The sequence below is a fragment of the Burkholderia sp. RS01 genome (assembly GCF_039748055.1).
Lineage (GTDB): Bacteria > Actinomycetota > Actinomycetes > Actinomycetales > Micrococcaceae > Arthrobacter.
In genome coordinates this window covers 131,684-147,185 of record NZ_JBDLAK010000003.1, presented here as the reverse complement: position 1 = coordinate 147,185, position 15,502 = coordinate 131,684, and the positions used below count along the sequence as shown (strand labels likewise).

Sequence of the window (15,502 nt, the reverse complement as noted above, 5' to 3'; positions counted from 1 at the left end):
CAGTACGCCGCCTATGCCGCCGGCACGAAGTCCGCGTATCCGGCGCCGCGGAGTCCGGTGCGGAGCTTTTCGGCGTTGGCGTCCAGCCGTGCGGGATCCGGGTTGTGCTCCGCGGACGCGAAGTCGAAATCAGCCATGCTGTTGGACGGCCACACGTGGACGTGCATGTGGTTGATCTCGTAGCCGGCCACGATGAGGCCCGCCCGGGCGGCACCGAAAACGTCCACCTGCACGGCGCCGATGCGGCGCGCCACTTCCATGACCCGGGCGAGCGTTTCCGGCGAGGCGTCTGTCCAGCGGTCCACTTCCTCGGTGGGCACCACGAGCGTATGACCATCAGCCAGCGGGCCCATGGTCAGGAACGCGGAAACATCCGGCTCGCGCCAGACGAACCGGCCGGGGATTTCCCCGTTGAGAATCTTGGTGAATAGCGTGCTCATGCGTCAGCCCTTTCCGCCGGTGCCTGCAGGGTGGATATGTCCAGGACGAAACGATACTTGACGTCGCCGGCGACCATCCGGTCATAGGCGTGGTTGAGCTGGTCCGCTCCGACAATCTCGATCTCCGACACGACGCCGTGTTCCGCGCAGAAGTCAAGCATCTCCTGCGTCTCCGCAATGCCGCCGATCAGCGAACCGGCGTACGCGATCCGCCGCCTGATCAGCGCACCGGGGTTGACCGGAGGCATGGCTTCGGAGGGCAGCCCCAGCTGGAACAGCGCCCCGTCCCGGCGCAGCGTGCGGAAGAACGGGTTGAGATCGTGCGGGGCGGCCACGGTGTCGATGATCAGGTCGATGCTGCGGTTCGCGGCCGCCATCGCGTCCTCGTCGCGGGACAGGATGACGCCGTCGGCCCCCAGTTCCAGCGCGGCCGAAACCTTGGACTCCGAGGTGGTGAAGACCAGCACCCGCGCACCCATGGCCTTGGCCAGCTTGACCGCCATGTGGCCCAGCCCGCCCAGGCCCACCACGCCGACCACGTCGCCTTCCTCAACACCGAAGTGGCGGAGCGGCGAGAACGTGGTGACGCCCGCGCAGAGCAGCGGCGCCGCTGCGGCGGGGTCCAGGTTTTCCGGCACGCGCAGCACATAGCGGCGGTCCACGACGATTGACGTTGCGTAGCCGCCTTGCGTGACGGCATCGCCGTTGCGGGCGTCCTTCGCACCGTAGGTACCGGTCATGCCCGGCTCACAGTACTGCTCCAGTCCTTCCAGGCAGCTCTCACACTCGCGGCAGGAGTCCACCAGGCACCCCACGCCCACCAAATCTCCCGGCGAAAAATCGTCGACGGCGGACCCCACCCGGCTGACCCGGCCCACAATCTCGTGCCCGGGCACCAGCGGGTAGTTCTGGGAGCCCCACTCCCCGCGGGTGGCATGGACGTCCGAGTGGCAGAGGCCGCAGAACTCAATGGCAATTTCAACGTCGTCGGCTTTGGGGGCACGCCGGGCCACTGTCAGCGGCACGAGGCCGCCGGTGCTGGACGCTGCCCCGCGGGCGGCGGCCAGGAGCCCCTCCCCGGGGGCCGCACCTCCGCCGGCCACCTGTTCGGCGGCACCGTCCTCCAGGGGAATCTTCAGGGCAAGCGGCGGCGGTACGGGGCGTCCAGGAGTCATACGTCGACGCTACCCCGCGTGGCCGGAACAGTACCAGTCGCGCCGGGCCGGCCCGCGCGGGTCATCCTGGCTGCTCACCCGTGGCCACCGGCCGGGACGCATCGTTGGACCACTCGGAGAAGGATCCCGGGAAGAGCGCCGCGGAGATGCCGGCGATTTCCAGGGCCGCGATCTCGTGGGCGGCAGTCACGCCACTGCCGCAGTACACCGCCGTCGGCGTGGTCGCGTCGACTCCGAGGCCCGCGAAGCGGAGCCGGAGCTCCTCCGCCGGCAGGAAGCGGCCGCCGTCATCCAGGTTTCCGGTGGTGGGAGCGCTGACTGCTCCGGGGATGTGGCCTGCCCGCGGGTCAACCGGCTCTATCTCGCCGCGGTACCGCTCGCCGGCACGCGCGTCCAGCAACACACCGTGCGCAGCCCATTCGGCGGCTTTCCCGGCGTCGATCACCGGCATGCGGGCGTCCGCGAGCGTCACGTCGCCCGGGGCCGCCGGCTCAAGGCCGTCCTCGAGCGGCAGCCCGGCACGGCGCCAGGCGGGCAGGCCGCCGTCGAGCAGGTAAACGGCCGTGAAGCCGGCGTTCCGGAGCATCCACCACAGGCGGGCGGCCGACGTGTTGCCGGCATCGTCGTAGGCGACCACGGTGTCACCTTCACAGACGCCCCAGCGCCGCGCGGCTTCCTGCAGCTTTGCGGCCGGCGGCAGCGGATGCCGCCCCCGGGCCGGCTCCGCGGGTTCCGCCAGTTCGGTGGGAAGGTCCACGTACACGGCGCCCGGAATGTGTTCCCTGAGGTAGTGGCCGCGGCCCTCGGGGTCACCGAGCGCCCAGCGGACATCCAGCAGCACCGTGCGCTGCCCGGACGCTATCCGGGCGTTCAGCGCGGACACGTCAATGAGGGTTCCCATCAAAATCTCCTTTGGCTTGGATCGACGGCGGCCGGCAGGTTCAACTCTAGCGCCGGGGAGCACCGGCACCGGGACAACAGTGGCACCGGGCAGCTCCAGCTCCCGGGCGGCCCCTGCACCGGTAGGCTGATTCGGTGAACAGTGCAGTCAACAGGAACCGGGCTTGGGCGGACGAAGCCGTCCGCAAGATCAATGCGGAAAATAACCGCTCGGCGGACACCCACCTCTATTCCGTACCGCTGCCGGAGCACTGGGGTGTCCAGCTTTACCTCAAGGATGAATCCACGCACCGCTCGGGAAGCCTTAAGCACCGGCTGGCCCGCTCCCTGTTCCTGTTTGGCCTGGTGAACGGCTGGATCACCGAAGGCACCACGATCGTGGAGGCGTCCAGCGGCAGCACGGCGGTCTCCGAAGCCTACTTCGCGCAGCTGCTGGGCCTCCCCTTCATCGCCGTCATGACACGCACCACCAGCCCCGAAAAGATTGCGCTGATCGAACAGTTCGGCGGCGCCTGCCTGCTGGTGGATCATGCTTCGGAGGTCTACGCCGCCGCCGCGGACGTGGCCGCCTCGAGCAAGGGCCATTACATGGACCAATTCACCTATGCCGAGCGCGCCACGGACTGGCGCGGAAACAACAACATCGCCGAGTCCATCTTCCAGCAGCTGGCTCTCGAGGAGCACCCCGTTCCGCGGTGGATCGTGGTGGGCGCGGGGACGGGCGGGACGAGCGCCACGATCGGGCGGTACCTCCGGTATCACCGCCATGACACGTCCCTGGCCGTGGTGGACCCGGAGAATTCGGCTTTCTATCCGGGCTGGCGCAGCGGGTCGGCCGGCTACAGCACCGGCCTTCCCTCCCGGATCGAGGGCATCGGCCGGCCGCGGATGGAGCCCAGCTTCGTGCCCGCCGTGATCGACCACATGATCCAGGTGCCCGATGCCGCTTCGGTCGCGGCGATGCGGCACCTCCACGCCCTGGCCGGCCTTCATGCCGGGCCGTCCACGGGCACCAACCTGTGGGGCGTCTGGCAGCTGATTGCGCAGATGGTCGCCGACGGTGAGCGGGGCAGCGTCGTGTCACTGATGTGCGACGGCGGTGACCGCTATGCGGGCAGCTACTACAGCCCGGCGTGGCTGGCGGCGCAGGGGCTGGATCCCGAGCCGCATGAGGGGACCATCAGCGAGTTCTTCGGGACCGGCGTCTGGAACCCTTAGACGTCCGCGGATTCACGGCTGGAGAGGTGGGCAAACTCTGTGCCGTACTTGGCGCCCAGCCTCTTGACGTGGCCCTCCACAAGGTCCAGGCCCGTGCGGTTAAGCAGCCCGTCGTGGATGGGGAATGCCCGCGGCGCGCGGACGCCGATGACAAAGTCCACCACCTCGCTCACCTTGTTCCAGGGCGCGTGGACCGGCACCAGGAGCGTCTGCACGCTGATGCCGTCAGGAATGATGAACGAGTCGCCGGGATGGTACACGTTTTCGTCGACCAAGTAGCCGATGTTGGCCACCACCGGGACGTGCGGGTGGATCAGGGCGTGCTGCCCGCCGAAGCTGCGGATGGCGAATCCGCCGGCGTCGAAGGACGTTCCCGGCTCCACGGCATGCACCCGTGATGCGGCGCCGGGTGTTTCCGTCCGCAGGTTCTCGGCCACGCCCTCCGGCGCGTAGAGCTCCAGCTCGGCGTTGCCTTCCAGCGCCGACACCACGGCCGCGACGTCGATGTGGTCCGCGTGCTCGTGCGTGATGAGTACTGCGTGCGCACCGTCCAGCGCTTCGGCGGACTCCGAGAACGTCCCGGGATCCAGCACCAGGACCCGCCCGTCCTTTTCCAGCCGGACGCACGCGTGCGTGAATTTTGTCAGCTTCATCCCGCCAGCCTAGGGATCCCGCCGATCCGTGTCCACGGGCCTCCGGCTGGTAATCTTGTATATTGCCAACACCCCTTAGCGAAGCGAGTCCATTCATGCCACACGGCGCCAGCGCTGACGGCAGGCCGCTGACCCCTTCGGCGGCAGCGGGCGGCAAAGAGCAGCGTGTCACCAAGCAGCGGCTGGCCGTCAGCGCCGCACTTGACGACCTTGACGATTTCGTCAGCACCCAGGAGCTTTACCGGATACTCCAGAACAAAGGCGTTTCGGTCTCCCTGGCCACCGCGTACCGGATCCTGCAGTCACTGGCGGATGAAGGGCTGGCGGACGTGCTGCGGAACGGCGACGGCGAGGCCGTCTACCGCCGGTGTGCGGTGACGGTGCACCATCACCACCTCCTGTGCCGGAACTGCGGCAAGGCCGTGGAAGTGGAAGCGCCCGCCGTCGAAACCTGGGCCGCGCGGACCGCGCAGGAGCACGGTTTCACCGAAGTGGCGCACACCGTGGAGATTTACGGCCTCTGCCCGGACTGCTCGGCGCGCAAGGCCGGCACCGCTTCCGGAGCAACCTTGGGAACCGCGTCTACGGGCAGCACTACGCAGTCCGCATAACCCTGCCGTTGAGCCCGCGCTTCGCCCGGATGCTTCCGATCACCCGGCAAACCACGTAGATCAGGAACGACAGCGTGGTCACGTAGGGGCTGATGGGGATGCGCCCGCCGAGTGCCAGGAGGATGCCGCCCACTGTGGCGGCCACGGCGAACACCACGCTCAGGAGCACCACCAAACGGGGCGACGACGTCACCCTCAGGGCCGCCGCCGCGGGGGTGATCAGCAGGGCAAGAACAAGCAGGGCGCCGACAATCTGGATCGACAGGGCAACGCTGACGCCCAGGAGCACCATGAAGGCCAGCGCCAGCGACCGCACCGGGACGCCGCGCGCCTCCGCGAGTTCGGGATCGACGCTGGCGAAGCTCAGCGGCCGCCAGATGGCGCACAGCGCAGCCATGACCACCACCGCGGTGCCGGCCAGAACCTGCAGCTGCACGGTGTCCACGGACACGATCTGCCCGGTCAGGAGGCCGAACTTGTTGGCCGCACGGCCTTCATAGAGTGACAGGAACAGGATGCCGAGGCCCAGGCCGAACGGCATGATCACGCCGATGATGGAGTTCTTGTCCCGGGCGCGCACGCCCATCAGGCCCAGGAGGAGCGCGGCGGCCACCGAACCGATCAGCGAACCGAACACGACGTCGGCCCCGATGAGCAGCGCGAAGGCTGCTCCGGCAAACGAAAGTTCGGAGATGCCGTGGACGGCAAACGCCAGGTCGCGCTTCATCACGAAGGTGCCCACCAGGCCGCCGAGCAGGCCAAGCACGGCGCCGGCCCAGAGCGAGTTCTGGACCAGGACCAGCAGTTCACCGTAGTTTTCAAAGTTGAACACCGAGTGCAGGATGCCGTCCGGATCCATCAGGCCCCCTCCGCCGCGGCGGCGTGCGCCTCGTCGTGATGGTGGGTGGTGGCGTCAGGGAGTCCGACGACGACGATCCGGCCGTTCGCGTGGATCACTTCCACGTGGCTGTCGTAAAGCTCGGACAGGACGTCGGTGGTCATGACCTCGTGCGGAGTGCCCACGCTGAACCGGCCTCCGGCCAGGTAGAGGACCCTGTCGACGTAGTCAATGATCGGATTGATTTCATGCGTCACGAAGACCACGGCGCTCTTTTGCTCGTGGCATTGCTTGTTGATGAGTGCGCTGACCGCCTGCTGATGGTGCAGGTCCAGCGACAGCAGCGGCTCGTCACAGAGCAGCACCTTGGGATCCGTCGCGAGAGCCTGGGCTATGCGCAGCCTTTGCTGCTCCCCGCCTGACAGCTGCCCGACCGGCACCTTGGCGTAGTCACTTGCGCCCACGAGGTCCAGGAGCTCGTCAATCCGGCGGTTGGCCTTGGCGTTCCCGAGCCGGATGCCCCAGCGGTGGCCGTCAACACCGAGACCCACAAGGTCCCGGGCCCGCATGGGGGTGTCCGGAAGGAAGGGTTTCTGCTGCGGGATGTAGCCGATCATCCGGCTCCCGCGTTCCACCGGGTGGCCCCCCAGGGTTGCGCTCCCGGAGTGGAGTTCTTGGAGGCCCAAGAGCACCTTGAGGAAGCTGGTCTTGCCGCTGCCATTGGGGCCGAGGACCGCAAAGAATTCCCCGGGCTTGATGTCCAGGTCCAGGTCTTCCCAGAGCGCCCGCTTACCAAACTTGAGGGAAGCTTTGCGCAGGCTGATTACTGGGGTCAATTCTTGCTCTCCAGGGCTTTGCTGATGTTAGCCACATTGTCCGCCATCCACTGCAGGTACGTCTTGCCGTCGGGCAAGGTCTCGCTGAAATTCACGACGGGGGTGCCCGCGGCCGTGGCCGCATTCTTGAGGGCCTCGGTCTGCGGGCCGTCCGTCTGCTCGTTGTACGCCAGCAGCCTGGTGTCCGGCGAGGCTGCCAGTGCCGTGGCGGCCTTCAGGACTGCGGGCGATACGTCGGTGCCCTCTTCGATGGCGGCGGTGTATTCGGCCGGGGTGCGGTTATCGAGTCCGGCAGCTTCGAGCAGGTACAGCGGCACCGGTTCAGTTACGGCAACGCTGGACCCGGCGCGGGCCTTCTTGATGGCGGCGAGCTTGCCTTCGAGTTCCGTCAGTCCTGACTTGAAGGAAGCGGCATTTGCCTTGAAGTCAGCAGACGACCCGGGGTCGATGGTTCCCAGCTTGGCGGCCACCGCGTCGGCAAGGCGGGACATCGCCTGCGGGCTGTACCAGACGTGTTCGTTGAAATCACCGTGGTCATGACTGTGGCCGCTTTCGGCCGTCGCAGAGGGTGTGCTGTCAGCGGCGGGGGCCAGCCCTGACACTTCCACGGCGCTGATGATGCTGTCATGCGGGATGTTGTTGTCGTCGGCCATCGTGTGGACGAAGTCGTCGTAGCCGCCGCCGTTTTCCAGCACCAGCTTGGCCTTGGAAATGGCCAGCCTGTCCTGGGCGCTGGCCTCGTACGAGTGGGGGTCCTGGCTGGTCCGCGAAATGATGGCTGTGACGTTGACCTTGTCGCCGCCGATGGACTCAACGATTTCGCCGTACACGTTGGTCGATGTGACCACGGGGATGCGGTTGCCGGCAGTCGGTGCGGAAGTCTCCGGCGTCGTTCCGCAGGCCGTAAGCAGCAGGCCGAAACCCGCAATGGCGGCGGTGATGGAAGTACGGACGGTGATGCGCACGGAGAAAACCTCAGTTCTGGGAACGGTAGTTTGCGGGATCAGCAACCGTACCGAGTGTACCGCTAAATAGGAATGATTCCTATTTAGAACCTGGCGGCGCCGAGGGGTGCTGTCCCCCGGCGCCGCGTACGCCCGCCTTGCTATTCGACGTCGGGCTCGCCCAGCCGGCGTATCCCCTTGGCCTGCGTGGCATCACGGATCTCGCCCACCAGCTGCTCGATCACGTCCTCGAGGAACAACACGCCCTCCGTTTGGCCGTGGGGTCCGATCACGCGGGCCAGGTGCGAGCCGGTGCGCTGCATGACGGACATGGCATTTTCTATCTCATCGCCGCGTGAGAGGTTGGCCAGCGACCGGATCCGGCTTTCGGCAATGGGATGCTGATAGCCCGATTCGGGAATCGACAGCACGTCCTTGATGTGCAGGTAGCCGGCCAGCATTCCGTCCTCGTCCACCATCGGGAACCGGGAGAATCCGGTCCGGCTGACAGCCTTTTCAAACTCCAGCGGGGTTGCGGAGGTCTTGAGCATGACCAGCCGCTCCAAAGGAACCATGACCTCCGCGGCCGAGTGCTCCGAAAACTCGAGCGCACCGGTGATGAGGCCCGCGTCGTCATCCACCAGCCCGTGCCGGGTGGATTCCTGCACGATTGACTGGACCTCCTCCAGGGTAAAGGAGGAGTTGACCTCGTCCTTCGGCTCGATCCGCATGAGCTTGAGGATGTGGTTCGCGGACCAGTTCAGCGCAACGATCACCGGGTTGACGAGGCGGGCGACGAACATCAGCGGCGGAGCCAGGAGCAGGGCAGCCTTGTCGGCGACCGAGACGGAAATGTTCTTCGGCACCATCTCCCCGAAGGTCACATGCAGGAAGGTGACAGCCATCAGCGCAACCGCGAACGCGGCGACGTCGGCGATTTCCATCGGCACTCCAAGTGCCGCGAGGGGTACAGCCAGCAGGTGGTGGATGGCCGGTTCCGCAACCAGCAGGATCAGCAGGGAACAGACCGTGATGCCCAGCTGTGCGCAGGCCAGCATCAACGAAACGTTCTCCATGGCCCGCAAGGTGGTTTGGGCGCGAAGTGAGCCGGAGTCAGCCAGCGGCTCGATCTGGCTGCGGCGTGCAGACATGACCGCAAACTCGGCCGCCACGAAGAAGGCGTTGCCGATAAGCAGCAGCACCAGCCACAGAATCCCAGCCCAGTCACTCATGCCGCACCTCCGTTCGTGGCCGTGTTCTTGGACGAGGCGCTGTTGGGCGAAGCGTTCCGGGACAGGCCCTTCCGCAGGGACATCTTCCGGGATGAGCCGTTCCGCGAGGAGCCGGTCCGGCTGGAACCGTTCCCGGCGGAGGGCTTCTCTGCTGAGGACTCCCCCGCAGCGGACTTCTCCGCAGAGCCGTCGGCAGGTTCGCGGTCCGGCTTGAAGCAGATCCGGTCGATCCGGCGGCCGTCCATGCGGGTGACGCTCAGGGTTCCGCCGCCAACCTTCACGGCATCCCCTACCGCGGCGATGCGCCCCAGCTCGCTCATGACGTAGCCGCCCACCGTTTCGTAGGCCGCTTCATCCGGGACACTCAGTCCGGGAATCTGTTCGGACAGTTCATCCGGACGCAGCAGGCCCGGGAAGTACCAGTCGCCCGAGGCACTCTGCAGCAGGCCGGGCCGGACCTTGTCGTGTTCGTCGGCCACTTCGCCCACGATTTCCTCGACGAGGTCCTCCAGTGTGGCAATCCCTGCCGTTCCGCCGTACTCGTCCAGCACGACAGCGAGCTGCATGTTGCCTTCCCGAAGTTCGGCTAGCAGGGCATCGAGGTGGATGGTCTCCGGCACCCGGAGAACATCGGTCATGATTGCACCCGCCTCCAGTTTGGATCGCCGGTTCGACGGGACGGCAATCGCCTTCTTGACGTGCACCAGCCCCCGGATATCGTCAGTCGAGTCTCCGATCACCGGGAAACGTGAGTAGCCGGTACGGCGGGCGGCGTCGAGGATGTCCGACACCGGCTGGTCCGCGTTGATGGTCTCCACCCGGATGCGGGGGGTCATCACATCCGCAGCCGAGCGGCCGGAGAAGTTCAAGGTCCGGGCGATGAAGTTGGCGGTTCCCGCGTCCAGGGTTCCCATGGCCGCGGACCTGCGCACCAGGGACGCAAGCTCGGCCGGCGTCCGCGCCCCGGAGATTTCTTCTTTCGCTTCGAGGCCGAAGACATTGAGGACCTTGTTTGAAAACCCGTTGAGGAGAACGATCGCCGGTTTGAAGATGGCGGTGAACATGAGCTGGGGCCGCGCGAGGGCCCGGCCGACGCGGAACGCCAGCGCGATCGCCATGTTTTTTGGCACCAGTTCGCCGAGCAACATGGAGAGCAGGGTGGCGATCACCATGGCGAGTACCAGGGAGACTGATCCTGCCATCGCCTCCGGAACGCCGATGAGGGCCAACGGCGCCTTCAGCAGCGCGCCTACCGACGGTTCCATGACGTAGCCGGTCAGCAGGGTTGTCATGGTGATGCCGAGCTGGCAGCTGGAAAGCTGGGTGGAGAGGGATTTGAGGCACTTGAGCAGCGGAACTGCGGCGGTGTCGCCGTCATCCACGGCGCGCTGCACCGTGGGCTGGTCAAGCGCTATCAGGGAAAATTCGACGGCGACGAAGAAACCGGTGCCCAAGATCAGCAGGAACCCGGCCGCGAGAAGAAGCCATTCCATTTAGCGGCCTGCCGCGGTGGTGAGGGGCCAGCGCGCGCCGCTGGCGGGGGATGCAATGCCGGTGAAACTGCCAGGCGGAGGATGGTCGGCCGTGGCCTGGCCCGTGTCCCGGGAAGTCCCGGCGAGGTGAAGCGGCGGACATTGTCGGGAACGTGAACGGGGTTTGCCGGCTCTGCGGGTGGGCTGTGCGGGGCTGATTCTGCTCCGCTGACAGCCCCCAGGCCGGCACCTAGATTTACTGTCCATAAGAATTGCAGTCTACAGGAGCAGCGACGCCCGCGGTGGTGCGTATTGCGCGCCCGGAGCCGCCTTCACGGCTGGCGGAAAAGCACTCCGACTCCCGGATTTTAGCCACCCCCCGGCCACAATTCGGCCGGTACATGATTTGAGTCACCCTTATTGGCAGTTAAGCCGGAACGGTCACTAGACTGGCAGAGGTCTGGGTTCATAGGACACAGAAACTGGTTCGATTGTTGTGCCGTGGCACCTTGGCGACCAGAGGGAATTCAAACTCATGGAAGAGGCGTATTTCAAGTGCCAGAGCAGCCTAGCCACCGTCTACCAGAGGAATTTGGCGGAAACGAGTGGCTCGTTGACGAACTGTACGAGCGTTACCAGCAGGACAAGAATACGGTCGACGCTAAATGGTGGCCCCTGTTCGAATCCTTTGACAGCGGCAGCGGCCCAACTTCCAACGGAGTGCCGAGTGTGACGGCCAATCCGGCGACGCGCGAGATGCCCGTTGTTACTCCGCCGGTGCCTGCCAAGGCCCCGGCCACTGCAGCCCCCGCGGGACAGGCACCTGCGGCACCACCGGCAACGTCGCCGGCCGCCGCCCCTGCCGCACCCGCCAAGAAGGCCCCCGCGACGGTGGCCCGCGACGGCGCGAAGAAGACCGAGGCGGGCACCGGCGCCCAGCCTATTCCGGCCCAGCTTCCGAAGAACGTCAAGGCCCCCACCGCTCCCGAGGAAGACGTCGTCTCCGTCCTCCGCGGACCGGCCAAGGCCATCGCCTCGAACATGGTCACCAGCCTCGAGGTGCCGACCGCCACCAGCGTCCGCGCCATTCCGGCGAAGCTCCTGATCGACAACCGCGTTGTCATCAACTCCAACCTGGCCCGTGCGCGCGGCGGCAAGGTCTCGTTCACGCACCTGATCGGCTACGCCGTCATCCGGGCCTTGTCCCAGTTCCCTTCCATGAACGTGTACTACGACGAGGTGGACGGCAAGCCTGTTGCCGTCCAGCCCGCCCACGTCAACTTCGGCATCGCCATCGACATGCCGAAGCCGGACGGCACGCGCCTGCTCATGGTCCCGAACATCAAGAAAGCGGAGACGCTCAACTTCTCCGAGTTCTGGCACACCTACGAGGACCTCATCAAGCGGGCCCGCAGCGGCAAGCTGACGGCGGACGACCACGCCGGCACCACCGTTTCCCTGACCAACCCGGGCGGCATCGGAACGGTCCACTCTGTTCCGCGCCTTTCCAAGGGCCAGGCCGCCATCATCGGCGTCGGCGCGCTGGACTACCCGGCCGAATTCCAGGGCGCCAGCGAGAAGATCATCGCGCACAACGCCATCAGCAAGGTGCTGACTCTGACATCCACCTATGACCACCGCGTCATCCAGGGTGCAGGCAGCGGTGAATTCCTCAAGCTGGTCCACCAGCTCCTGCTCGGCGCCCAGGACTTCTACGACGAGATCTTCGAATCCCTGCGCATCCCCTACGAGCCCGTGCGCTGGAGCCCGGACCTCCAGGTGGACCCCTCCGACCAGATCAACAAGGTCGCCAGGATCCAGCAGCTCATCCACTCCTACCGCGTGCGCGGCCACCTCATGGCGGACACCGATCCGCTGGAGTACGTCCAGCGCAAGCACCCCGACCTCGATGTCCTCACCTACGGCCTGACGCTGTGGGACCTGGACCGGGAATGGCCCACCGGCGGCTTCGGCGGCAAGCCCATGCTCGCGTTCCGCGACATCCTCGGCGTGCTCCGCGACGCGTACTGCCGCACCACGGGCATCGAGTACATGCACATCCAGGAACCGGCCGAGCGCAAGTGGTTCCAGGACCAGCTGGAGCACCCGTATTCCAAGCCGAGCCGTGAAGAGCAGCTCCGGATCGTCTCCAAGCTCAACGCCGCAGAGGCATTCGAGACCTTCCTGCAGACCAAGTTCGTCGGCCAGAAGCGCTTCTCGCTTGAGGGCGGCGAGTCGCTGATCCCGCTGCTGGACGCCATCATCTCCGACGCCGCCGACGACGGCCTGGACGAGGTCGCCATCGGCATGGCCCACCGCGGCCGCCTCAACGTGCTCACCAACATCGCCGGCAAGACCTACGCCCAGGTCTTCCGCGAATTCGAGGGAACGCAGGATCCCCGCTCCGTGCAGGGTTCCGGCGACGTCAAGTACCACCTGGGCACCGAAGGCACGTTCACCTCGGACAGCGGCAAGGAGACCAAGGTCTACCTCGCTGCCAACCCCTCGCACCTCGAGGCGGTTGACTCCGTGCTGGAGGGCATCGTGCGGGCCAAGCAGGACCGCCTGGACGAGGGCGAGGCCTTCCCCGTGCTGCCCATCATGGTGCACGGTGACGCAGCGTTCGCCGGCCAGGGCGTCGTGGCCGAAACGCTTAACCTTTCCCAGTTGCGGGGCTACCGCACGGGCGGAACGATCCACGTCGTGGTCAACAACCAGGTCGGGTTCACCACCGCCCCGTCCTCGTCGCGTTCGTCCACCTACTCCACGGACGTCGCCAAGATGATCCAGGCTCCGGTGTTCCACGTGAACGGCGACGATCCGGAAGCAGTGGTCCGCATCGGCCAGCTCGCTTACGAGTTCCGTCAGCGGTTCCACAAGGACGTCGTCATCGACATGGTCTGCTACCGGCGCCGCGGCCACAACGAGGGCGATGACCCCTCGATGACGCAGCCGCTCATGTACAACCTCATCGAGGCCAAGCGCTCGGTCCGCAAGCTCTACACCGAGTCGCTGATCGGCCGCGGGGACATCACCGAGGAAGAAGCAGAGCAGCTGCTCCGCGACTACCAGGAGCGCCTTGAGCGTGTCTTCGCCGAAACCCATGCGGCGCAGACCTCGCCCATCCCGATCATCACCGCCGACTCTGCGGCCGTCTCCGACATCGAGCGGCCCCAAGCGCAGCAGTCCGACTCCGGCACGAACGCTCCGGCGTCCACCGCCATTTCAACGGACACCCTGGCCCGCATCGGCAAGGCCCATCTGGACATTCCGGAGGGCTTCACCGTGCACGCCAAGCTCAAGCAGCTCCTGGAGAAGCGTGAGCAGATGTCCCGTGAGGGCGGCATCGACTGGGGCTTCGGCGAGCTTGCGGCCTTCGGTTCGCTCGTCATGGAAGGCGTCCCCGTACGGCTCGCCGGCCAGGACTCCCGCCGCGGCACCTTCGTGCAGCGCCATGCCGTCTTCCACGACCGCGCCACCGGTAACGAGTGGACCCCCTTGGCCCACCTCTCGGACGACCAGGCCAAGCTGTGGATCTACGACTCCCTGCTGTCGGAATACGCGGCCATGGGCTTCGAATACGGCTACTCGGTGGAGCGTCCCGATGCCCTGGTGCTGTGGGAAGCGCAGTTCGGCGACTTCGTCAACGGCGCGCAGACCATCATCGATGAGTTCATCTCCTCCGCAGAGCAGAAGTGGGGTCAGCGTTCGTCGCTCGTCCTGATGCTGCCGCACGGCTACGAGGGCCAGGGACCCGACCACTCGTCGGCCCGCATCGAACGTTTCCTGCAGATGTGTGCCGAGGAAAACATGATCGTGGCCAATCCCACCACCGCGGCATCGCACTTCCACCTTCTGCGCCGCCAGGCGTACAGCCGGCCGCGCAAGCCGCTGATCATCTTCACCCCGAAGCAGCTGCTGCGCCTCAAGGCCGCCGCTTCGTCCGTGGAGGACTTCACCAACGGCGGCTTCAGGCCCGTCATCGGCGACCATGAGCAGCTGCCGGCGGACGCCGTCGAACGCGTTCTCCTGGTCTCGGGCCGGCTGTACTACGATCTCCTGTCCACCCGGCAGAAGACCGGCGATACAACGACGGCGATCGTCCGCGTGGAGCAGCTGTACCCGCTGCCGCAGGAGGAAATCAAGGCCGAGCTGGCCAAGTACCCCAACGCCGAAGTGGTGTGGGCGCAGGACGAACCCGCGAACCAGGGTCCGTGGCCGTTCATGGGCCTGAACCTCCCGGCGGCGCTGGACCGCCACGTTCGCCTGGTCTCCCGCCCGGCGTCGGCATCAACCGCTGCCGGCTCCATGAAGCGCCACGCCGCCGAGCAGGATGCACTCCTGAAGCAGGCATTCTCGCGCAAGTAGCAGGGGAGCTGCCCGGCCGAAACGGTGACATACCGTTTCAGCCGGGCAGTTCTGTTTAATCGGCGTGAGTTAATGGACACAGGCAGGACGTCGGCGCAGGCAGCGGATGGCGCCGCCGTGCGGAATTGGTCCGCATCCGGGGCACGCCCGCCAAATAAGTGAAGAGGTAGTAGTGGAAGACAGGAAGCTGCGGATTGCAGCTGTTGGAGATGAGCTGCTGGCCGGACTCGGCGACCCCCGGGCCCTGGGCTGGCTGGGCCGCGTACTTGCCCGCACTCCGCAGGACGGCATGACGGTGGAAAGCTATGCCCTGCCCTGCCCCCAGGAAGGCACCGAGGGCCTCGCGGCGCGGTGGCTTGAGGAGACGGGCCGGCGCTTCAGCGACCTGTACGAGAACCGCCTTGTCATCGGCCTTTCCGGGCGGGACATCGAGTACGGGCTCTCCACCGCGCGGAGCAGGCTCAATTTGGCCAATATCCTCGATTCCGCCACGCAGAAGCGGCTCGAGGTGTTCGTCGTCGGGCCGCCGCCCACCCTGGATCAGACGCAGAACCGCCGGCTGGATGAACTGAACACGGCCTTCGCCGACGTCACAACGCGGCGCAAGCACATCTACGTGGACACCTTTTCGCCGCTCCTCAACCACGAGCAGTGGCGCCAGGACCTTGCGGCCAACGGCGGGACACCGGGCCAGGCAGGCTACGGGCTGATGGCCTGGCTCGTCCTGCACCGCGGCTGGTTCCATTGGCTGGGGATGGACGCGCCCGAGTAGGCAAAAGCTACTCGCGATATATCTTGATCTTCCGCGTCTTGCG

At 66.3% G+C, this 15,502-nt stretch carries 13 protein-coding genes; 4 read left to right on the top strand and 9 right to left on the bottom strand.

Annotated elements, in window-relative coordinates:
- Positions 1-11 precede the first annotated feature (11 nt).
- The 3 genes from ABFP37_RS04465 to ABFP37_RS04455 form a co-directional block, all read right to left on the bottom strand.
- The gene (locus ABFP37_RS04465) at positions 12-440 is read right to left on the bottom strand and encodes an HIT family protein (RefSeq protein WP_078027948.1); all 429 of its coding nucleotides are present in this window, start codon (positions 438-440) and stop codon (positions 12-14) included.
- The gene (locus tag ABFP37_RS04460; RefSeq protein WP_347032845.1) at positions 437-1,615 is read right to left on the bottom strand and encodes an NAD(P)-dependent alcohol dehydrogenase; all 1,179 of its coding nucleotides are present in this window, start codon (positions 1,613-1,615) and stop codon (positions 437-439) included. The genes ABFP37_RS04465 and ABFP37_RS04460 overlap by 4 nt, the downstream gene beginning before the upstream one ends.
- Before the next feature lie 61 nt (positions 1,616-1,676).
- Positions 1,677-2,516, bottom strand: a complete 840-nt coding sequence (locus tag ABFP37_RS04455) for a sulfurtransferase (protein WP_078027950.1) — start codon at positions 2,514-2,516, stop codon at positions 1,677-1,679.
- 134 nt (positions 2,517-2,650) lie between these two features.
- On the opposite strand from ABFP37_RS04455, the gene ABFP37_RS04450 reads away from it, so the two are divergent.
- The gene (locus ABFP37_RS04450; RefSeq protein ID WP_347032844.1) at positions 2,651-3,733 is read left to right on the top strand and encodes a PLP-dependent cysteine synthase family protein; all 1,083 of its coding nucleotides are present in this window, start codon (positions 2,651-2,653) and stop codon (positions 3,731-3,733) included.
- Here ABFP37_RS04450 and ABFP37_RS04445 read toward each other — a convergent pair.
- Complete coding sequence (locus ABFP37_RS04445; protein ID WP_347032843.1) at positions 3,730-4,386, bottom strand: MBL fold metallo-hydrolase; 657 nt, start codon at positions 4,384-4,386, stop codon at positions 3,730-3,732. The two genes, ABFP37_RS04450 and ABFP37_RS04445, sit on opposite strands and share 4 nt — an antisense overlap.
- Positions 4,387-4,481: 95 nt before the next feature.
- Between ABFP37_RS04445 and ABFP37_RS04440 the strand changes: the two genes are divergently transcribed.
- A complete protein-coding gene (locus tag ABFP37_RS04440; RefSeq protein WP_078027953.1) occupies positions 4,482-4,997 on the top strand; it encodes a Fur family transcriptional regulator in 516 nt (171 codons plus the stop codon).
- Here ABFP37_RS04440 and ABFP37_RS04435 read toward each other — a convergent pair.
- The 5 genes from ABFP37_RS04435 to ABFP37_RS04415 all read right to left on the bottom strand — a co-directional run bounded on the left by ABFP37_RS04435 (position 4,981) and on the right by ABFP37_RS04415 (position 10,340).
- Complete coding sequence (locus ABFP37_RS04435) at positions 4,981-5,856, bottom strand: metal ABC transporter permease (protein ID WP_347032842.1); 876 nt, start codon at positions 5,854-5,856, stop codon at positions 4,981-4,983. The genes ABFP37_RS04440 and ABFP37_RS04435 overlap by 17 nt on opposite strands.
- A complete protein-coding gene (locus ABFP37_RS04430) occupies positions 5,856-6,671 on the bottom strand; it encodes a metal ABC transporter ATP-binding protein (RefSeq protein WP_185982235.1) in 816 nt (271 codons plus the stop codon). The genes ABFP37_RS04435 and ABFP37_RS04430 overlap by 1 nt, the downstream gene beginning before the upstream one ends.
- Positions 6,668-7,636 carry a zinc ABC transporter substrate-binding protein gene (locus ABFP37_RS04425; RefSeq protein WP_347032841.1) on the bottom strand — a complete coding sequence of 323 codons (969 nt, stop codon included), beginning with the start codon at positions 7,634-7,636 and terminating at the stop codon, positions 6,668-6,670. Before ABFP37_RS04425 ends, ABFP37_RS04430 begins: the two co-directional genes overlap by 4 nt.
- A gap of 140 nt (positions 7,637-7,776) precedes the next feature.
- Positions 7,777-8,847: a hemolysin family protein gene (locus ABFP37_RS04420; protein ID WP_347032840.1), complete on the bottom strand. Its 1,071-nt coding sequence runs from the start codon at positions 8,845-8,847 to the stop codon at positions 7,777-7,779.
- Positions 8,844-10,340 carry a hemolysin family protein gene (locus tag ABFP37_RS04415; protein WP_347032839.1) on the bottom strand — a complete coding sequence of 499 codons (1,497 nt, stop codon included), beginning with the start codon at positions 10,338-10,340 and terminating at the stop codon, positions 8,844-8,846. Before ABFP37_RS04415 ends, ABFP37_RS04420 begins: the two co-directional genes overlap by 4 nt.
- 534 nt (positions 10,341-10,874) lie before the next feature.
- On the opposite strand from ABFP37_RS04415, the gene ABFP37_RS04410 reads away from it, so the two are divergent.
- Positions 10,875-14,687, top strand: coding sequence for a multifunctional oxoglutarate decarboxylase/oxoglutarate dehydrogenase thiamine pyrophosphate-binding subunit/dihydrolipoyllysine-residue succinyltransferase subunit (locus tag ABFP37_RS04410; protein ID WP_078027957.1), 3,813 nt, complete (start codon positions 10,875-10,877; stop codon positions 14,685-14,687).
- A gap of 172 nt (positions 14,688-14,859) precedes the next feature.
- Positions 14,860-15,459 (top strand): GDSL-type esterase/lipase family protein, encoded by a 600-nt coding sequence (locus ABFP37_RS04405; protein ID WP_185982234.1) that lies wholly within the window; start codon positions 14,860-14,862, stop codon positions 15,457-15,459.
- The last annotated feature ends 43 nt before the right edge of the window (positions 15,460-15,502 follow it).